The sequence below is a fragment of the Pantoea sp. AS-PWVM4 genome (assembly GCF_000468095.1).
GTDB lineage: Bacteria > Pseudomonadota > Gammaproteobacteria > Enterobacterales > Enterobacteriaceae > Pantoea > Pantoea phytobeneficialis.
This window is the reverse complement of sequence record NZ_ASZC01000016.1, coordinates 85,841-106,249: the sequence shown is the minus strand read 5'-3', so window position 1 is coordinate 106,249 and position 20,409 is coordinate 85,841. Positions and strand designations below refer to the sequence as shown.

Sequence of the window (20,409 nt, the reverse complement as noted above, 5' to 3'; positions counted from 1 at the left end):
GATAAAGGCAGAAAAAAGGGAAGTATGCCGTGTTATTACCTTGGCTAATAATCATACCTTTTCTCGGTGGCTTGCTGTGCTGGCTGGCTGAGCGCCTTGGCGCGAAGGTGCCGCGTTGGATAGCCCTGATCACCATGGCACTGACGCTGGTGATTTCGTTGCAACTCTGGTTGCAGGGTGGCTATTCACTGACGCAGGCGGCTGGCATGCCGCAGTGGCAATCCACCTTCTCCGTACCGTGGATTCCGCGTTTTGGCATCAATTTCCATCTGGCGATTGATGGTCTGTCGCTGCTGATGGTGGTGCTGACCGGTCTGCTCGGCCTGATGGCGGTGCTATGTTCGTGGAATGAAATTGAGAAGTATCAGGGCTTTTTCCACCTCAACCTGATGTGGATCCTCGGTGGCGTGATTGGTGTGTTCCTCTCCATCGACATGTTCCTGTTCTTCTTCTTCTGGGAAATGATGCTGGTGCCGATGTACTTCCTCATCGCGCTCTGGGGTCACAAAGCGTCAGACGGTAAAACCCGTATCACGGCAGCGACCAAGTTCTTCATCTACACCCAGGCATCCGGTCTGGTGATGCTGATTGCTATCCTGGCGCTGGTGTTCGTGCACTACAACGCGACCGGCGTCTGGACCTTCAGCTACGAAGAGCTGCTGAAAACCCCGATGTCCCACACCGTGGAATATCTGCTGATGCTGGGCTTCTTTATCGCCTTCGCCGTCAAAATGCCGGTGGTGCCGTTACACGGCTGGTTGCCAGATGCGCACAGCCAGGCACCTACCGCAGGTTCGGTCGACCTCGCCGGGATTCTGTTGAAAACCGCAGCCTATGGTTTGCTGCGTTTCAGCCTGCCGTTGTTCCCGCACGCGTCGGCAGAATTTGCTCCGATTGCCATGTGGCTCGGCGTGATTGGTATCTTCTACGGTGCCTGGATGGCGTTCGCGCAGACCGACATCAAACGTCTGATCGCTTATACCTCCATTTCGCACATGGGCTTTGTGCTGATTGCCATCTACACCGGCAGCCAGTTGGCGTTCCAGGGTGCGGTGGTACAGATGATTGCCCACGGCCTGTCCGCCGCGGCGCTGTTTATCCTGTGCGGCCAACTGTATGAACGCCTGCATACCCGTGATATGCGTCAGATGGGTGGCCTGTGGTCACGTATCAAATGGATTCCGGGCCTGTCGTTGTTCTTTGCCGTGGCTAACCTCGGGATGCCGGGCACCGGTAACTTTGCCGGGGAATTTATGATTCTGACTGGCAGCTTCCAGGTGGTGCCGGTGATTATCGTGATTGCCACCTTTGGTCTGGTATTTGCCTCGGTATACTCGCTGGTGATGATGCAGCGCGCGTACTACGGCGAAGCCAAATCACAGGCCCCACTGCCAGGGATGTCACCGCGTGAGTTCATTATGATTATAGTTTTGGTGGTGTTGCTGGTTCTGCTGGGGGTTTATCCGCAGCCGATTCTTGATACCTCCCATGCTGCAATGAGCAATATTCAGCAGTGGTTTACCGCTTCAATTTCAACTACAAGGCCGTAATTCGCCATGACAATAACTCCTCAACAATTGATCGCGTTACTGCCGCTGTTGATCGTCGGATTGACGGTGGTGGTTGTGATGCTGTCCATTGCATGGCGACGCAACCATTTTGTAAATGCCACGCTGACGGTCATTGGTCTTAACCTGGCGCTGCTTTCTCTGTGGTTTGTTGCCCATGTCGGGGCAATGGATGTGACGCCGATGCTGCGCGTTGATGGTTACTCCATCTTCTACACCGGACTGGTGATGCTGGCGAGTCTGGCGACCTGTACTTTCGCCTACCCGTGGCTGGCCGGTTTCCCGGACAACAAAGATGAGTTCTATCTGCTGGTGCTGATTGCCGCGCTGGGCGGTATTGTGCTGGCCAGCGCCAACCATCTGTCGGCGCTGTTCATCGGTATTGAACTGCTGTCTCTGCCGCTGTTTGGTTTGATTGGTTACGCCTTCCGCCAGAAACGTTCGCTGGAAGCGGCACTGAAATACACCATCCTGTCAGCCGCAGCCTCATCGTTCCTGTTGTTTGGTATCGCATTGATTTACGCTGATTCCGGCAGCCTGAGCTTTGTGCAGTTGGGTAAAAGCCTGAATGACAGCATGATGCAGCAGCCGCTGCTGCTGGTCGGCCTCGGGATGATGATTATCGGTCTTGGCTTCAAACTGTCGCTGGTGCCATTCCATCTGTGGACGCCGGATGTCTATCAGGGTGCGCCCGCTCCGGTATCCACCTTCCTCGCGACCGCCAGCAAAATCGCCATCTTTGGCGTGATCATGCGTCTGTTCATGTACGCGCCGGTGACCGACAGCGAAGCGGTACGTACCGTGTTGGGTGTGATTGCCTTTGTTTCGATTCTGTTCGGTAACCTGATGGCGATTTCGCAGAGCAACATCAAACGTCTGCTCGGTTACTCCTCCATCGCTCACCTCGGTTATCTGCTGGTGGCGTTGATTGCGGTGAAAACGCATCAGCTGTCGCTGGAAACCGCTGGCGTCTATCTGGCCGGTTACCTGTTCAGCAGTCTTGGCGCGTTCGGTGTGGTCAGTCTGATGTCCAGCCCTTACCGTGGCCCGGATGCCGATACTCTGTACTCCTACCGTGGCCTGTTCTGGCATCGTCCGATTTTGTCGGCGGTGATGACCATCATGATGCTGTCACTGGCCGGTATCCCGATGACACTGGGCTTTATTGGTAAGTTCTACGTGATCGCTTCCGGTGTGAACGCCCATCTGTGGTGGCTGACGGGTGCGGTGGTGGCAGGTAGCGCCATCGGCCTGTACTACTATCTGCGCGTGACTGTCAGCCTGTACCTCAGCCCGCCAGAGCTGCATACCCGTGATACCCCCGCGAATTGGGCATTCACCGCCGGTGGTGTGGTGGTACTGATTTCCGCGATTCTGGTGTTGCTGCTGGGGGTTTATCCGCAGCCGCTAATCACGCTGGTACAGATGGCTCAGCCGCTGATGTAACCTTCGTATTGTTGCTTCAGACAAATCAGGCCTGCGGGCCTGATTTTTTTTGCCCGCTATCTGACAATTTTGCCGCGTGTTGCTAGTTTTTAAGCAGTGTTCACTCGTCGCGCAGAGGCCTTGTGATCAAGTTAATATTTTTGCTCACCGGTGCTCAGGTGATCCGCAGACGCTGGTACTGGCTGGCTTTAGTGGGTTCGGCCTTGCTGATTTTGTCTGCATTAATCCTCTATGACATCAGTAGCGACGGCCTGCTTTCGGTGCCGCTGGATCTGCTGGCGATATTTTTTATCATCGAAGGTCTGGTGCAGATGACATTCGCGTTTATCCGCGAAATGCGTATTGACGGGCTGACCCTGCTGAAAGCGCTGGGATTATGGTTTATCGGTTTTCTGATCCTCAATATTCCCCAGGACAACAATGATGTTTCGGCAGTGCTGTTTGGCATCGCGTTTATGGTTGATGGCCTGTTTCGTATTGCGGCTGCTGTGATATTGCGTGGCTGGCGCTGGCGTAAGCAGTGCCTGACCGGGGTTGTCGAGTGGTTTATCAGTATTCTGATCCTCAGCGACTGGCCGTTTCATCATCACATCGCCGTGCCCCTATGTTTCGCGTTGCTGTTGCTGAGTATCGGTACCACGCTGCTACAGATGGCACGACAGGCGAATTTGTTGACCGATAACAGCACCGTCACCACGCTACCGCTGTTTAAAGTCGGGGGATTGCGGCAATGGCACAGCAGCCAATACGTCCATCCGCCATTTCCTCACCGACCACCCGCTCAGCCATTAAAAGTCTACGTCTGGACCCCGTTGGGATCAGGCAGGCTGCGCGAGAGTTACCAGCTAATCAATCGTTATATTGCCGCCGTCGATCAACATGGCGTGATATCAACCGGCCATGCGGCGATGGAAGCGGGCGAGGATCTGTATATCAGCCACTATCCGCTGGATGATATTGATCGCGACAGCAGTAACTTCCGCGCGGTGCTACGTTCCGGGGAACACAATGATGTAGCCGGACGTTTCCTTGCCTCCCTTACGCTGGAGGTCGCTGACTGGTGCGCCCCCGATAAACAAATTCTGTTTACCCATTATAATTTCAAGGCATTACATAATTTCTGGCACAGTTACCGCCTGGACAGTACCTACAACCTGACCGCGCGCAACTGTTCTTCCGCCGTGATTCAGGCATTAGATGTCGCGATTGAGGGCGTCCTCGCCAGAAAACCCTATGCCGGATTGCGACTGTTCAGCGATCCCAACTTTTGGTTATTGGGGGTCGTACGCGGCAGGGCGGAGGAGATGACCTGGACGCCTGGCCTGGTGCTGGATTATGTCCGGTTGCTGCACCGTGTCATTGAGCCACAGCCCAGCTCGCTCTGGCCGGTTCGTCTGTGGCGTAGCCTGTGCTTACGCCATGCGTTATGGCAGCAAAAACGGACGCCATCGCGCAGTGTGATCAAATGACGCGAAACAGCGTAATGATCCTTGTCGCGATCACTATCTTTGGTCTGACTTATGGTTTAAGCGCACCACTGATTGCACTCAGGCTCTCGGCGGCTGGCTATAGTGAAACGCTGATTGGCATCAATGCGGCGATGCATGCGGCAGGCGTGCTGATTATCGCCCCGGCCTTGCCAGCACTTTGCCGCCGTTTTTCGCCGCAAGCATTGCTGATCACCGCACTGCTGGCCTCAATGCTGCTGTTAATCTTTTTTCCTTTGTTACCCATTGCCAGCAGCTTCTTGTTGCGGTTGCTGCTCGGTATGGCTTCCGAAGTGATTCTGGTGGTCACGGAAACCTGGCTCAATCAACAATGCGTGGAAAGCAATCGCGCGAAGATGCTGGCAACCTACACCGCGATGTTATCGGCAGGGTTTGCGCTTGGTCCTTTTATCTTGACCTTGCAGGGCAGCGGGGATGGCGCGTTTATTACCGGGGCCGCCTTGTCTGCCATTGCCGCGCTGGCGCTGCTCGGCAGCGGTAAACTGCGTTTCAGTGCGGAACAGGGGGTGTCACGGAGTTTCTCACGCTGGTTGCGATTGTTACCTCTGGCACTGTCGGCGACCATCCTCAACGCGGCTCTGGAAGCGGCTGGTATGAATCTGCTGGCACTTTACGCCATCAATCTTGGCTGGTCTGAAGCGCAGGCGACATCCTTGATCACCATTCTACTGGTCGGTGCGATCCTGTTGCAGTTGCCGATCGGTTGGCTGGCCGATCGTATGGATCGCCATCATCTGATTGTCTGGCTGGCTGCGTTGTCGACCCTGGGGGCGCTTGCCTGGCCGCTGGCATTGCAATCGTTGTGGCTGGCGCGTTTGCTGTTGTTCTGCTGGGGCGGGGTATTTGTCGGCATATATACGGTGATCATCACGCTGGTGGGACAGCGCTTTCAGGGTTCGGAACTGGCGGCAGCCTATGCGGTGCTGTCGGTGGCGTGGGGTATTGGCGCCTTTGTTGGCCCGGCATTGGGGGGATTAGCGATGTCACTCACGCTGCATGGCCTGCCGTGGATGGCGGCGCTATTGTGCGCCTTCTTTACCGGTTTCGCCTTACAACAACGACGTTGTTGATTTATTTTTCGGCTTCATAAAACCTGCGCGATAAATCGCGCCGCTACGGAAGGAAATGATCATGGATATTAACTGGCTGGATATTCATCACCGCGATTTAACAGTGCCACAACTTTATGCGTTGCTGGCGTTGCGCAGTGAAGTCTTTGTAGTGGAACAAAATTGTCCTTATCTCGATGTCGATGGACAGGATCTGGTAGCGGAAAATCGCCATCTGCTGGGCATGCTGGGTGACGAATTGGTGGCGTATGCACGTATTTTATCGCCTACTGATGCGCAAAGTCCGGTGAAGATTGGGCGGGTGATTGTTTCCAGTCGCGCCAGGGGAATCAATCTCGGCAATCGCTTGATGACGCAGGCTTTGCAGAGCTGCCAGCAGCACTGGCCGCAGCATTCGCCGTTCCTCTCAGCGCAGGCGCATCTGCAATCGTTCTATGCCGGGCATGGCTTTGTGGCGGTGAGTGATATCTATCTCGAAGACGATATCCCGCATATTGATATGTCGCGCACAACTTCGTAGCGGCGCGATTTCCAAAAATAATGGCGAGGTTCTCACCTCGCCATGTTTATCAGCCCGGCGTCATCTGCCGATCGTCAACGTATTTACGCTGATCCGGCGCTGGCGGGAAGTATTGATACAGCCAGGTTTCGCTCAGTGTCTCGTCTTTGGTACGCAGGAACAGACGCATATCCACCGGCTTGGTGGAATCGCTGTTGGGGTACCAGTCAAACAGGATGCGGTAGCCATCGATCGGCTCCACATACAAAATCTCGACCTGCTTGATGGTGCCCGCTGACACGGTAATCACCGGTTCGATCCCCTTCGGTGCAGCGGCTTTGAGATCGCCCCCGACGAAATCGATGGCAAAGCGACGGCTCCACTGCTCCGGGAAGTGCTCTCCTGGCGCCCAACCTTCCGGGAAACCGCCAATGCCGGAACGGGTGGCATCCACACGCGCCAGACCGCTACGCACCGGTGGCAGGCCGCTCCAGTAAAGTTTGTACTGGAAGTTGAACTCGCTACCGGCTTTCACCGGTTTTTCCGGTTGCCAGAAGCACACCACGTTATCCAGCGTTTCGCCGGTGGTGGGGATTTCCATCAGGTTGATGGCCCCTTTGCCCCATTTGCCAATCGGCTCAACCCACAGGCTTGGACGTTTGTCGTACCAGCCAATCACATCCTGATAATCCTTAAAGTCGTGATTGAGCTGCAACAGACCAAAACCGCGCGGGTTCTCATCCTGATAAGCGTTGAACTGCAAACGCTGCGGGTTGTTCAGCGGGCGGGCAATCCATTCACCGTTGCCGGTCCACATTGCCAGACGGTCAGAGTCGTGGATTTGCGGGTGGTAGGTGTTGCACATGCGGCGTTCGTTGGTGCCACAGCTAAACATACTGGTCATCGGCGCGATACCCAACTGACGGATATCATTGCGGGCAAACAGGTGGTTTTCCACCTCCATCACCACGCGTTTGGCTTCGCAGTGGATGGTGAATTTATACGCACCGGTCACGCTGGCACCGTCCAGCAGGGCATACACCACAAAGGTAGTGTCTTCGGCTTTCGGGGTTTCAAACCAGAAGGCGGTGAAATCCGGGAATTCTTCATGACCGTTGCTGAAGGTGTTCACCGCTACGCCACGGGCGGACAGGCCGTACTGGTAGGTTTCATCCACGGCGCGGAAGTAGCTGGCACCGAGGAAAGAGACGATGTCGCGGCGCGCCAGTTCCGGTTTCTTAAAGGCGCGGAAACCGGCAAAGCCGAGATCGGTTTTGCCAACCAGTTGTTTGGTATCAACGTTGGCGTCGTTGTAGTTAAACAACTCCGGGCGGAAGTGGATTTCACGCGCTTCACGGCTGGCGGCATCCACGGAGAACATCTGGATACGGCGTTTAAAACCCATACCAACATGGAAGAATTGTACATCCAGTTCGCGGTTGGGGATGTTGTTCCACAGCGAATGGTTGGCGTCATACTGAATGGCGTTATAGGCCTGTGGCGTCAGATTGGCCAGGGTGTCCGGTAGCGGGCCTGGCGCGCCGCCCCAGGGTTGCTTCGCCAGTGCGGCAGCTTTCTTTTTCAGTACATCGAAATCGAAGCGAACCGCAGTACCGTCGGCAATGCCATCTGCGGCCCAGGCGGACTGTGCAAACAGCGTGGACAGACCCGTCATACCACTCAGGGCAGAGAGGGCCATGGACGCTTTCATAAACTTTCTACGATTCATGCCAGAAATCTAATCCTTAGCTGCTCGGGTTTAAGGTGACTGCCGTGCATCATGCACGCATTTCAGACCTGATAGCGTCAGGCTACAGGGGGTTACGACAGTCGCCGAATGAAAAAATTCAGTCCGAAGAAATTTATCAGATAAATCATAGAAGCGAAGCAGATTTCATATCTTTACCCTTTGCCGACGAAACTCGGGCGATTCCTGGCCGTTGCTTGCCCCGAACGGGCGTTTAGTGACTATAGTTAACCGACAGGTAAGTTAAATACATGGAGGAACTACGTAATGTCATCCACCGATCAATTTGAAACCCGTCTTGATGATGATTTGGCTTTGCTGACCGAAACGCTGGAAGAGGTGTTGCGTTCGTCCGGCGATCCGGCTGATCAAAAATATATCGAACTGAAAAGCAAAGCGGAGCAGGCGCTGGAAGAGGTGAAGTCTCGCGTCAGCCAGGCGTCCGACAGCTACTACTATCGGGCAAAAAAAGCTGCTTACCGTGCCGATGAGTATGTGCACGACAAACCCTGGCAGGGCATTGGTATTGGTGCCGCCGCCGGTCTGTTCTTAGGATTGCTGCTGGCCCGCCGCTAATCATTATCGGGCGCGTACTCATCGCGCCCGTCCTCCCCCTGAAATACCCCAAACCGCATCGACAGCGATTGTGTTTCTCTCGCCCGCTTTCTACATTAAACCGACAGGGATAAAGGAGAATTAACGTGATACGAGTTGAAATGCTCTCGACGGGCGATGAAGTGTTACACGGGCAGATTGTCGATACCAACGCCGCCTGGCTGGCTGATGTGTTATTCCAGCATGGCTTACCCATGACCAGCCGCAGCACAGTAGGCGATGCACTGCCATCGCTGGTGGAGGCGCTACAGAGCCGCAGCCAGGTTGCTGATGTGCTGATTGTGAATGGTGGCCTCGGCCCGACCAGTGATGATCTCAGCGCGCTGGCGGCAGCAACCGCCAGCAACAGTCATTTGGTGCTGCATCAGGAGTGGCTGGAAAAGATGGAGGCCTGGTTTGCCGGTCGTGGGCGAGTCATGGCTCCGAGCAACCGTAAACAGGCGGAGATCCCCGCCAATGCGGAATTGATCGATAACCCGGTGGGTACCGCTTGTGGTTTCGCGCTGCAACTCAATCGCTGCTGGATATTCTTCACCCCGGGTGTACCTTCCGAGTTTAAGGTGATGGTGGAGCAGGAGATCCTGCCGCGTCTGAAAGCGCGTTTCGACCTACCCGAACCGCCTCTGTGCCTGCGTCTCACCACTTTCGGGCGCGGAGAAAGTGATATAGCGGCGGAACTGGAGCCGCTAGCCCTGCCGGAAGGCGTGGTGATGGGGTATCGCTCCTCAATGCCAATTATTGAAATTAAACTGACCGGCCCGGCCAGCCAGCGGGTGGCGATGGAACAGGTGTGGCAGCAGGTCAAACTGCTGCTGGCGGAATGCACCATTTTTGAAGGGACAGAAGGATTACCGGCGTGGCTGGCGCAACAACTGGCGGCGCGTGAATTGACGTTGGCAGTGAGTGAATCCTATACCGCCGGATTGCTGCAATGGCAACTGGCATCAGCCGAGGTGCCGTTGCGTGCCGGTAATGTGTTGCCGGAACAGACGGAAAGCCTGGAGCAGCAGGTGCAGCGCCTGCGTGAGTTCGCGGCTCAGCAGCAGGCTGAGGTAGGGCTTGCGGTCGGCACGCTGCGCGAAGGAGAGGTGGCGATCTCATTGCACACCCCGGAGGCCAGCTGGGGCCAACTGGTGAAGTTCAACCACGGACGCCATAACCGCGAGATCCGTCAGAAAGTGGTGGCGATGATGGCTATGAATATGCTGCGCCGCTGGTTGCATGGCAGCGAAGTCAGCACCGGACACGGCTGGATTGATGTGCTGGAAACGGTGAGGCTCTAGCCAAAACAGGCTCGGTTGTAGCGGCGCGATTTATCGCGCGGCTTTTTCCGTCAGGCGCACGGATTGCGCGATAAAGCGCGCCGCTACAGCTCGATCTCAATCTCGCCGTTGGCTTTACAGCAGCAGGGCAGAAACTCGCCCTGCTGAATAAACGCCAGCGGTGTCTCGGCGTACTGCACTTCACCTTTCAGCAAACGCATACGGCAAGAACCACAGTAGCCTTCACGACACTGATACTCGACGCAGACATTATGCGCTTCGAGGGTTGCCAGCAGATTGGGATGATCTTCTGCGCACTCCAGTCGGGTGCCGGAGCTACGCAGAATAACAACGGAACGGCTCATACTTAGAGTTGGAAGTCGTTAAAGTCGTCTTCGCCCACTTCCGAGTCAATCTGGCCGACCAGATAGGAACTGACTTCAACTTCCTGCGGTGCCACCTGCACGTTGTCAGACACCAGCCAGCTGTTGATCCACGGAATCGGGTTCGAACGGGTCTGGAATGGCAGGTCAAGACCGACCGCCTGCATACGGATGTTGGTGATGTACTCGATGTACTGGCACAGAATGTCTTTGTTCAGGCCAATCATTGAACCGCCGCTGAACAGATATTCTGCCCACTCTTTTTCCTGTTCGGCTGCTTTCTTGAACAGGTCATAGCATTCGTCACGGCACTCGGCTGCAATCTCTTTCATCTCCGGATCATCTTCGCCAGTACGCATCAGGTTCAGCATATGCTGGGTGCCGGTCAGGTGCAGCGCTTCGTCACGGGCGATCAGACGGATGATTTTGGCGTTACCTTCCATCAGCTCACGCTCGGCAAAGGCAAACGAGCAGGCGAAGCTGACGTAGAAGCGAATCGCTTCCAGCGCGTTGACGCTCATCAGGCAGATGTAGAGTTGTTTCTTCAGCGAACGCAGGTCCACGGTCACGGTTTTACCTGCGACCTGATGGGTGCCTTCACCCAGCAGATGCCAGTAGTTGGTCATCTCAATCAGATCGTCGTAATACTTGGAGATATCCTGCGCACGGGCAAGGATCTGCTCGTTTGTGACGATATCGTCAAACACCAGCGCCGGATCGTTAACGATATTGCGGATGATGTGGGTATAGGAACGTGAGTGGATGGTTTCAGAGAACGCCCAGGTTTCCACCCAGGTTTCCAGCTCCGGGATGGAGATCAGCGGCAGCAGCGCCACGTTCGGGCTACGACCCTGGATCGAGTCCAGCAGCGTCTGATATTTCAGGTTGCTGATAAAAATGTGTTTTTCGTGATCCGGCAGCGCCTGATAGTCGATGCGATCGCGCGACACGTCCACTTCTTCCGGACGCCAGAAGAAGGAGAGCTGCTTCTCAATCAGCTTTTCAAAGATGTCATATTTCTGCTGATCGAAACGGGCAACGTTAACCGACTGACCGAAAAACATCGGCTCTTTCAGTTGGTCATTCTTGGTTTGTGAGAATGTGGTGTAAGCCATAGGGATGTCCAAATGTGGGCGGAGCCGCAGCTCCGCCTCTGATTAAATCTTACAAGCGCCGCTTTCGCAGCCGTCGTCCTGAATGGAGGGGGCCAGATCGTCCTGTGCATCCTCAGCACCGTCACGGGTGTTTTGGTAGTACAGGGTTTTCACGCCAAACTTGTAAGCGGTCAGCAGATCTTTCAGCAGCTGCTTCATCGGTACTTTGCCGTTAGCAAAGCGGCTCGGATCGTAGTTGGTGTTCGACGAAATCGCCTGGTCGATAAACTTCTGCATCACACCAACCAGTTGCAGGTAACCATCGTTAGACGGCATTTCCCACAGCAGTTCGTACTGATCTTTCAGACGCTCATACTCCGGCACCACCTGGCGCAGGATACCGTCTTTCGACGCTTTGATACTGATGTGGCCGCGCGGCGGCTCGATGCCATTGGTGGCGTTCGAAATCTGCGATGACGTCTCTGACGGCATCAGCGCCGACAACGTCGAGTTACGCAGACCGTGCGTTTTGATCGACTCACGCAGCGTTTCCCAGTCGAGGTGCAGCGGTTCGTTGCAGATGCTGTCGAGATCCTTTTTATAGGTATCGGTCGGCAGAATGCCCTGCGCATAAGTGGTTTCGTTGAACCACGGGCAGGCACCTTGTTCTTTCGCCAGCTCGTTCGACGCCTTCAGCAGATAGTATTGAATCGCTTCGAAGGTTTTATGCGTCAGGTTGTTGGCGCTGCCATCAGAGTAACGCACGCCGTTTTTCGCCAGGTAGTAGGCGAAGTTAATCACGCCGATACCCAGGGTACGGCGGCCCATCGCACCGCGTTTCGCGGCCGGAATTGGGTAATCCTGATAGTCGAGCAGGGCATCCAGCGCACGTACCGCCAGAATCGCCAGCTCTTCCAGATCGTCGAGGCTATCAATCGCGCCGAGGTTGAACGCTGACAGCGTACACAGGGCGATTTCACCGTTTTCGTCGTTAACGTCGTCCAGCGGCTTGGTCGGCAGGGCGATCTCCAGGCACAGGTTAGACTGACGTACCGGCGCGATGGACGGATCAAACGGGCTGTGGGTGTTGCAGTGGTCAACGTTCTGGATGTAGATACGGCCAGTGGAGGCACGTTCCTGCATCATCAGTGAGAACAGATCAACCGCTTTGACACGCTGTTTACGAATGCTGTCGTCTTTTTCGTAGGTGGTGTACAGACGCTCGAACTGGTCCTGATCGGCGAAGAACGCGTCGTACAGGCCGGGTACGTCAGACGGGCTGAACAGGGTGATGTCTTCACCTTTCAGCAGGCGTTGATACATCAACTTGTTGATCTGCACGCCGTAGTCCATATGACGCACGCGGTTGCCTTCAACACCACGGTTGTTTTTCAGCACCAGCAGGCTTTCCACTTCCAGATGCCACATCGGGTAGAACAGGGTAGCGGCACCACCGCGCACGCCGCCCTGCGAGCAGGACTTCACGGCGGTCTGGAAGTGTTTGTAGAACGGGATACAGCCGGTATGGAACGCTTCACCACCACGGATCGGGCTACCCAGCGCACGAATGCGACCGGCGTTGATACCGATACCGGCGCGCTGCGAAACGTATTTCACAATCGCGCTGGAGGTGGCGTTAATGGAATCCAGGCTGTCGCCGCACTCGATCAGCACGCAAGAGCTGAACTGACGGGTCGGGGTACGTACGCCAGACATAATTGGCGTCGGCAGCGAGATTTTGAAGGTCGAGACTGCGTCATAGAAACGTTTGACGTAATCCATACGTGTATCACGCGGATAACCTGAGAACAGGCATGCTGCGACCAGAATGTACAGGAACTGCGCGCTTTCGTAGATTTCACCGCTAACGCGGTTCTGCGCCAGGTATTTACCTTCCAGCTGCTTGACGGCGGCATAGGAGAAGTTCATATCGCGCCAGTGGTCGATAAAACTGTCCATCTGCTCGAACTCTGCTTTGCTGTAGTCTTCCAGCAGATGGCGATCGTATTTGCCCATCTCGACCATTTTAACCACCTGATCGTAAAGCGCTGGCGGCTCAAACTGGCCGTAGGCTTTCTTACGCAGGTGGAAAATCGCCAGGCGTGCGGCAAGGTACTGATAATCCGGGGCATCGCGAGAAATAAGGTCTGCAGCGGCCTTGATGATGGTCTCATGAATATCTGAAGTTCGAATCCCATCATAGAACTGAATGTGGGAACGCAGCTCAACCTGTGACACTGAGACGTTGTTCAGACCTTCGGCTGCCCAGTCCAGTACCCGGTGAATTTTGTCGAGATCAATGCGCTCCTGGCGGCCATCGCGTTTAGTAACGAGCAGACTTTGGTTCATGTCGCGTTTTTACCTTTGCGTGAGTATCCAAAAATTAAAAGAAACCCCGGTTTATACACAGCATATTCATTGTGAATAATGTTGTGGATAAACACTACATCTAGGGGCTGAAGGGGGAAGTCATAACTACATGGAGGCATATTTTAGTATTTTAACGCGGGTTAACAAGAGGAAAAAATGATGTATCGAGGGGTTGTAATTTTTGCGAAATTTCTTAGGCCTTGTCTTATAAGGCCCGACCCCGTGTCAACCAAATTGGAGATTTTTTTCAGAACTTGATCGAGCGCGTATTTCTTATGCAATCCTCTCCGGCAAGCCAAATTTCTGGTGAAAAAATGGCAGCATAAGCTACGCACAGTCGGACTTTTCTGGTTTTTCTTATGAAGTTTTTATGAAATCAAGATGCAGTTTTGTGCGATGAATCGCACCGCTCCGACGTGTACACCCATTCGTAGCGGCGCGATTTATCGCGCACTTCTTTTACAACCCCGGCGCTTTCCACATCGAAGTCGTTAGCCCGTTATCCACTAACGCCAGCTGATCCGCATACACTTTCTGCCACACGGTCTTTTGCTGTTGATACAAAGCATGGTTAGTCGCATTGGGGGTAAACTCCCGCTCCCAGCGCACCAAATCACGCCCCGTCTCCGCCAGATTGGGGTACAGCCCGGCTCCCACCCCCGCCGCAATCGCACAGCCCAGCGCGGTGGCCTCTTTGACCTGGGGCACTTTTACCGTCAGGCCGGTGACATCGCTCAGGATTTGACTCCACAGCTTGCCTTTGGCACCTCCACCAGCAAACACCAAATGCGGCGCACGGACGCCGGAAAAGGCAGCCACCTGGTCGAGGTTACAGGCTGAGACAATGGCGGCATTCTCCTCTAACGCGCGGAACAGGGTTTGTTTATTACAACGTTCAGGGTCAATAGAAAGGTTAATAAAGGAGGGGGCGGCGTGATACCACTTGTTGAAGTGCATGGCGTCGGAGAACACCGGCATCACTCCCCAGGCACCTGCCGGAACGCGCGCCGCCATCTCTTCCAGCAGGCTGTAACAATCGACACCCAACCGCTCTGCCAGCAATTTTTCTTCGCTACAAAAGGCATCGCGAAACCAGCGCATGGTCAGTCCGGTAAAAAAGCTGATGGCTTCAGCCTGCGCCATCCCCGGAATGACGTGGGGGTTGATGCGAATATTCATCGCCGGATCGACCTGTGGCTGTGGCAGGTTCACCACCTGTTGCCAGAATGTGCCGCCCAGTACCGCTGTTTCTCCGGCGTTGACGACACCCAGTCCCAGGGTGCCGAGCTGGACATCACCGCCACCCACGGCGACGACCGTCCCTTGCCGCAGCCCACACGCCTCGGCTGCTTCGGCGGTGATCGCTCCGATCGGTGTGCCAGTCTCCGCTACCGGTGACAGGAGATCGCCGCGCAGACCCGCCATCTCAAGCAGATCGGGACGCCAGTTGCGGGTGTATAAATCGAGCAAACCGGTGGTACCGGCATTGGAAGGATCAACGGCCAGTTCGCCGCTCAGGCATTTCGCCAGCCAGTCGCTGATCATCGTCAGCGTGGAAGCCTGACGATAAATATCCGGTCGATGGTGTGCCAGCCACAGCAAACGCGGCATCGCGCCAAGCGCCAACGTCTGACCGGAACATTGGTAGATCTCCCGCTCAAACTCGCCATGATGGATCTCTTTCAGTTCGCTGACTTCGCGACTGGCACGGGCATCGACGTTGGCACAGGCCCAGATGGCGTCACCGGCCTTGTTATACAGCACGATACCTTCACGCATTGAGCAACAGGCCACGCCACGAATCGCACTGGCAGGCAGTTGTGCCTGGTGCAGCGCCTGGCGAATGCACTGGCAGGCGAGTTGCCAGTTCTTTGCCAGATCAAACTCCATCGAACCGGGCACATCGGGCAAGGCAAGGTGCTGCCATTCCGCTTGTGCGACGGCAACCTGCTCGCCTTGCAGGTTAAAAATCACGGCTCGAATGCTGCCGGTACCGGCGTCGAGCGCCATCAAATGCGGGGCGTGGGATATCGTCATCTCAGTAACTCCTGCAAAAATCTGACCGGATCGACCCCGCCGCAGGGCTACGACAATAACGCCAACATCGCGCGGGCTGTTCCCTCTTCAGTCACCAGAGCGTTAATGCGTTTGCCTTTCAGCGCGGCAATAATCGCTTCGGCTTTCTCTGCACCACCGGCCACTCCGACCACGGTGGGGATTGTCGCCAGCTCGTCAGGGCTAACGGCAATCAATTCATCATGGATGGGCATCGCTTCAGCCAGTTGCCCGTCATGACACATAAAGTAGCCGAGGATGTCGCCCACCGCGCCTTTACGGCCATACATCAATTGCTCACCTTCGCTGATATACCCCGAGCGCAAAATCGTCGCCTGCTGACGTTGACCGATCGCCCCGATGCCGACGATCGCCACATCAGCGGCACAGGCGGTCAGCATTACGTCCTGTACGCTGCGCTCGAGGCGCAGAATTTGTGCGACGCTGGCACTGGAAGCGCGCAGCGGCGCGGGGATAATACTGATGCCGCACGCCGGATCTAACTGACCAATCCCGGTCATATAAGGCCCTACGCCGCCGGACAGCGTCACCATGCGGATCTGCTGCGAGGCGATAAAACCACTCAGATGTTGCAGCGTGTTCATGCTGGTTTCGCCAAATCCCACCGCCAGCAGTTGCTGCGGCTGGAGTAGCGACATCAGCATTTGTGCTGCCCCCACGCCCAGTCGCTGACTGAGGTTGGGGCTATCGAGCTGCGGCAGCACCCGGACCTGCTTAAGGTTAAATCGCTCAAGCAGCGCATGTTCCAGCGCCAGACAGCCCTCAAAACGGGAGTTGATCTGGACGCGGATCACGCCCGACTGACGGCCTTTTTCCAGCAGGCGCGACACTTTCAGGCGCGTCAAACCGAGCCGCTCACCAATTTCGTTCTGTGTCAGTCCGTCGTGGTAATAGAACCAGGCGGTACGCGCCAGTAGCTCTTCTTCACTCATACTGTGTTCCACAGTCAGACCCGTTGCCGGGTTAAGATCGCTTTTCATGATGAACACTTTATAAAAAGTAAATCAATTGTTCGTTCGGAGTCGTAAAGAAAATGTGACCTTGCTGGCAGTTCGCTCAACAAGTCAGCCACAATCATACGCGCCATCATGGCGAAATAACAATCTGTGACCGCTGCGAGAGTTTTATCGAAAAAGCTTATCCAGGATTGTGAACATAATGTGTTTTAAAAATCATTTGTTCGTAACGGGAGTCGTGATGGGGCAAAGCAGCCTGCTGTTGCAAATCACCGGAGTGAGTAAGGCCTTCTCCGGCGTGCCGGTATTGCGGGGCATCGATTTTCAACTGCATGCAGGGCAAATCCATGCGCTGCTGGGGGGGAATGGCGCAGGCAAATCAACGCTGATGAAGATCATCGCCGGAATTGAACAGCCGGATAGCGGCATAATCCTGCTCGCCGGGCAGATTCTTCCCCTGATGACCCCCGCCAAAGCGCATCAACGCGGCATTTATCTGGTGCCGCAGGAGCCGTTGTTGTTTCCCAGTCTGACGGTGCGGGAAAACATCCTGTTTCGCCTGCCGCGTGCGCAGGCCGATCAGCAGAAACTGCAACGTTTACTCGGTCAGATGGGCAGCACGCTGCCGCTGGATGCGCAGGCTGGCTCCCTGGCCGTGGCTGACCAGCAGCAGGTCGAGATTTTGCGTGGTCTGATGCGTGACGCCCGGGTGGTGATCTTCGATGAACCCACCGCCTCACTCACGCCGGTAGAAACCGATCGGTTGTTTCGTTTGATCCGCCAGCTCGCCACGCAAGGCGTTGGCGTGGTGTTTATTTCCCACAAGCTGCCGGAAATCCGCGCGCTGGCACATCAGGTTAGCGTAATGCGCGATGGTTGCGTGGTGCTGTACGACAACATTGACGTCCTTAATGATGACGCGCTGGTGGCCGCGATGATGCCACCAGAACGACAGCCGCCGCTCAGTGCGGAACAGCAACTGTGGTTGCAGGCAGGTAATTCGCCATCGGGCCGCAAAGGTGAGGTGTTGTTGCAGGTGGAGGCTTTGAGCGGTGAAGGCTTTCGCGAGATCTCTCTCCAGGTGAAGGCGGGAGAGATCCTCGGGCTGGCAGGCATTGTCGGTGCCGGACGCACCGAGCTGGCGGAAACCCTGTATGGCTTGCGCCCGGCCAGCAGTGGATCGGCGCATTTGCAGCAACAATCGCTGCTGGCAATGTCGCCGGCGCAACGGCTGCGCGCCGGGCTGGTTTACCTGCCCGAAGATCGGCAAACCTCCGGCCTCTACCCGGATGCTCCGCTGGCGTGGAACGTTACCGCGTTAACCCTGCCGCGCCGTAACTGGTGGCTGCGACCTGCGCAGGAGAGGGCGGTACTGACGCGTTACCAGCGAGCGCTGGGCATCAAATTTAGCCGCTGTGACCAACTGGCGCGCACCCTGTCCGGTGGCAATCAGCAAAAGCTGCTGCTGGCAAATTGCCTGGAAGCGATGCCAAAAGTCCTGATCGTCGATGAACCGACGCGCGGGGTGGATGTGGCGGCCCGCGCTGACATTTATCAGCTACTGCGCTCGGTAGTGGCGCAGCAGATTGGTTTGATCATCATCTCCTCGGATCTGGATGAAGTGGCGCAACTGGCGGATCGCGTGGTGGTGATGCATCACGGCGAGTGGGTCGGCGAATTAACGCAGTCGGCGGTCAGCGCTGAAAATATTATCCAGATGGCCTGGGGACGTCACGCTCAGGCGGCAGGAGAACATTGATGCTGAAATATCTGCAAACCCACCGTGAACTGAGCACGTTGCTGGCGATCCTGCTGTTGTTTCTGCTGCCGTGGCTGCTGGATCGGCAAGCTGCCAGTCTGCAACTGGTGGGAATGATTTTTGGCAGTGCGCAGATCGCCATCCTGTTGGCAATGGGGGCGACGCTGGTCCTGCTGACGCGCAACATTGACGTCTCCAGTGGTTCCACTATGGGGTTGTGCGCGGCGGTGCTGGGCATCCTGCTGAATCAGGGGATGGCGCTGCCACTGGCCTGCTTACTGACGCTGGCCAGCGGTATGCTGGCCGGGTTGTTTAACGGCGTGCTGGTGGTTGGGTTGCGCATACCGGCAATTGTCGCCACGCTCGGTACCCTCGGGTTATACCGTGGCCTGATGTTGCTCCTGACCGGCGGGAAATGGATTGAAGGGCTGCCCGAGCAATTGAAAACCCTGGCCGTACCGCTGTTTGGCGGCCTGTCCCCGTTGGGGATCATGGTGCTGCTGATTGCCGTGGTGATGATGGTATTCCTCGCCCGCAGCGCGGCAGGTCGTAACTTTTACGCTACTGGCGATAACCTGCAAGGGGCGCGTCAGTTAGGCGTACCGGTGCATCAGGTTCGCCTGCTGGCGTTTACCGTCAACGGGGCGATGGCGGCGCTGGCCGGGATGGTGTTTGCCGCACAAATTGGCTTTGTACCCAATCAAACCGGCACCGGCATGGAGATGAAAGCGATTGCCGCCTGCGTGCTCGGTGGCGTAAGCCTGCTGGGAGGTTCCGGCACCTTGCTGGGAGCGGTACTTGGCGCGTGGTTCCTGACGCAAATCGACAGCGTGCTGGTGTTGCTCAGGCTGCCCGCCTGGTGGAACGATTTTATCTCTGGCCTGGTGTTGTTGCTGGTGCTGGTGATTGATGGGCGTTTACGTCAGGCGCTGGCGCGCCGTTTACATCGTCAGCGCTATGCGCGTTTTTTAACGCCCCCGGTGCGAAAAAAAAGCGCAGCTAAAGCCACCTCGACATCGGCGACGCGCCGGGGAGCGACGGAATGAAACGCTATCTGAACTGGGAAGGGGCGCTGGCGCTGCTGTTGGTTCTGGAGATTTTGCTGTTCGGCTGGGCCAACCCCCGGATGTTGAATATCGACACCTTACTGTTCAGCACCAGCGATTTTATCACCGTCGGCATTGTGGCGTTGCCGCTGACGTTGGTGATTGTCAGTGGGGGTATCGATATCTCCTTTGCGGCGGTCACCGGCTTGTGTGCCATCGCCCTCGGCATCATGTTGCAGAGTCACTGGCCGTTGCCTGTCGCCTTGTTGTGCACGCTGCTGCTCGGCAGCCTGTGTGGATGGCTCAATGGTGCCCTGATTCTGTGGACCGGCGTCAATCCGCTGGTGATTACCCTGGGCACCCTTTATCTCTACGGCGGCGGCGCGTTGCTGCTCTCTGGTCTGGTCGGGGCGACCGGTTTTGAAGGCATCGGAGACTTTCCGGCGACCTTTACCGATTTAGCCAATCTCACCCCGCTCGGTATCCCCATGCCCTTGCTGATATTTACGCTGTTGTGTCTGGTGTTTTGGTTGCTGATGCATCGCACCCGTACCGGGCGTTATGTGTTTTTGCTGGGGCAGAACCTGCGTGCGGCACGGTACGGCGCGCTGCCGGTGAATCGCACCTTGTTGCTGCTCTACAGCCTGGTTGGCCTGGCATCCGCCATCGCGGCGGTGGTGATGAGTGCCTATTTTGGCTCGGCGCGTGCCGATCTCGGCGCCCCCTTGTTGATGCCTGCTATCACCGCGGTGGTGCTGGGCGGGGCAAATATTTACGGCGGAGCAGGTTCGGTGCTGGGCACCGCATTGGCGACGCTGGTGATTGGTTTTTTGCAGCAGGGCTTGCAAATGGTGGGAGTGTCGAGTCAGGTCAGCAGTGCGCTTGCGGGTGCCTTGTTGATTCTTGCGGTGATCGGACGCTCCTGGAGCCTGAATCCAGGCATTGTGCGCCAGCTTAGCCGGCGCTTGCGTGCACGCTTCACGCGGGAACGCACATCTTACCAGGAGTAA

Annotated in this window: 16 protein-coding genes; 10 read left to right on the top strand and 6 right to left on the bottom strand. The window is 56.1% G+C overall.

Features of this window, described 5'->3' with window-relative positions:
• Nucleotides 1-29: 29 nt before the first annotated feature.
• The 5 genes from nuoM to L579_RS15065 all read left to right on the top strand — a co-directional run bounded on the left by nuoM (nt 30) and on the right by L579_RS15065 (nt 6,112).
• Nucleotides 30-1,550, top strand: coding sequence for an NADH-quinone oxidoreductase subunit M (gene nuoM, locus L579_RS15085; RefSeq protein ID WP_021185068.1), 1,521 nt, complete (start codon nt 30-32; stop codon nt 1,548-1,550).
• A 6-nt stretch (nt 1,551-1,556) separates the two neighbouring features.
• Complete coding sequence (gene nuoN / locus L579_RS15080; RefSeq protein ID WP_021185067.1) at nt 1,557-3,014, top strand: NADH-quinone oxidoreductase subunit NuoN; 1,458 nt, start codon at nt 1,557-1,559, stop codon at nt 3,012-3,014.
• Between the two features lie 122 nt (nt 3,015-3,136).
• A complete protein-coding gene (locus L579_RS15075; protein ID WP_021185066.1) occupies nt 3,137-4,483 on the top strand; it encodes an HdeD family acid-resistance protein in 1,347 nt (448 codons plus the stop codon).
• Complete coding sequence (locus L579_RS15070; protein WP_036626863.1) at nt 4,480-5,592, top strand: MFS transporter; 1,113 nt, start codon at nt 4,480-4,482, stop codon at nt 5,590-5,592. The genes L579_RS15075 and L579_RS15070 overlap by 4 nt, the downstream gene beginning before the upstream one ends.
• A 61-nt stretch (nt 5,593-5,653) precedes the next feature.
• A complete protein-coding gene (locus L579_RS15065; RefSeq protein WP_021185064.1) occupies nt 5,654-6,112 on the top strand; it encodes a GNAT family N-acetyltransferase in 459 nt (152 codons plus the stop codon).
• Nucleotides 6,113-6,161: 49 nt separating this feature from the next.
• On the opposite strand, the gene L579_RS15060 is transcribed toward L579_RS15065, so the two are convergent.
• On the bottom strand, nt 6,162-7,820 hold the full coding sequence (locus L579_RS15060; protein WP_036626809.1) for a glucan biosynthesis protein D: 1,659 nt from the start codon (nt 7,818-7,820) through the stop codon (nt 6,162-6,164).
• A 285-nt stretch (nt 7,821-8,105) separates the two neighbouring features.
• On the opposite strand from L579_RS15060, the gene elaB reads away from it, so the two are divergent.
• Both elaB and L579_RS15050 read left to right on the top strand, forming a co-directional pair.
• Nucleotides 8,106-8,414: a stress response protein ElaB gene (gene elaB, locus L579_RS15055; RefSeq protein WP_013509869.1), complete on the top strand. Its 309-nt coding sequence runs from the start codon at nt 8,106-8,108 to the stop codon at nt 8,412-8,414.
• Nucleotides 8,415-8,539: 125 nt separating this feature from the next.
• Nucleotides 8,540-9,736, top strand: coding sequence for a nicotinamide mononucleotide deamidase-related protein YfaY (locus L579_RS15050; RefSeq protein WP_036626806.1), 1,197 nt, complete (start codon nt 8,540-8,542; stop codon nt 9,734-9,736).
• 83 nt (nt 9,737-9,819) lie between these two features.
• Here the strand turns inward: L579_RS15050 and yfaE are convergent, their stop codons facing one another.
• From yfaE to lsrR, 5 genes are all read right to left on the bottom strand, one after another.
• Nucleotides 9,820-10,080: a class I ribonucleotide reductase maintenance protein YfaE gene (gene yfaE, locus L579_RS15045; protein ID WP_021185061.1), complete on the bottom strand. Its 261-nt coding sequence runs from the start codon at nt 10,078-10,080 to the stop codon at nt 9,820-9,822.
• Nucleotides 10,081-10,082: 2 nt separating this feature from the next.
• Nucleotides 10,083-11,213, bottom strand: coding sequence for a class Ia ribonucleoside-diphosphate reductase subunit beta (gene nrdB, locus L579_RS15040; protein ID WP_021185060.1), 1,131 nt, complete (start codon nt 11,211-11,213; stop codon nt 10,083-10,085).
• Between the two features lie 42 nt (nt 11,214-11,255).
• Nucleotides 11,256-13,541: a class 1a ribonucleoside-diphosphate reductase subunit alpha gene (gene nrdA, locus L579_RS15035; RefSeq protein WP_021185059.1), complete on the bottom strand. Its 2,286-nt coding sequence runs from the start codon at nt 13,539-13,541 to the stop codon at nt 11,256-11,258.
• A gap of 480 nt (nt 13,542-14,021) precedes the next feature.
• Nucleotides 14,022-15,599, bottom strand: coding sequence for an autoinducer-2 kinase (gene lsrK, locus L579_RS15030; protein WP_021185058.1), 1,578 nt, complete (start codon nt 15,597-15,599; stop codon nt 14,022-14,024).
• Between the two features lie 47 nt (nt 15,600-15,646).
• Nucleotides 15,647-16,618 carry a transcriptional regulator LsrR gene (gene lsrR / locus L579_RS15025; RefSeq protein ID WP_021185057.1) on the bottom strand — a complete coding sequence of 324 codons (972 nt, stop codon included), beginning with the start codon at nt 16,616-16,618 and terminating at the stop codon, nt 15,647-15,649.
• Between the two features lie 217 nt (nt 16,619-16,835).
• Between lsrR and lsrA the strand changes: the two genes are divergently transcribed.
• From lsrA to lsrD, 3 genes are read left to right on the top strand one after another with little or no spacing between them, the layout of a single operon-like run.
• Nucleotides 16,836-18,353 carry an autoinducer 2 ABC transporter ATP-binding protein LsrA gene (gene lsrA, locus L579_RS15020; RefSeq protein WP_021185056.1) on the top strand — a complete coding sequence of 506 codons (1,518 nt, stop codon included), beginning with the start codon at nt 16,836-16,838 and terminating at the stop codon, nt 18,351-18,353.
• Nucleotides 18,353-19,399, top strand: coding sequence for an autoinducer 2 ABC transporter permease LsrC (gene lsrC / locus L579_RS15015; RefSeq protein WP_021185055.1), 1,047 nt, complete (start codon nt 18,353-18,355; stop codon nt 19,397-19,399). The genes lsrA and lsrC overlap by 1 nt, the downstream gene beginning before the upstream one ends.
• Nucleotides 19,396-20,409 carry an autoinducer 2 ABC transporter permease LsrD gene (lsrD, locus tag L579_RS15010; RefSeq protein WP_021185054.1) on the top strand — a complete coding sequence of 338 codons (1,014 nt, stop codon included), beginning with the start codon at nt 19,396-19,398 and terminating at the stop codon, nt 20,407-20,409. The genes lsrC and lsrD overlap by 4 nt, the downstream gene beginning before the upstream one ends.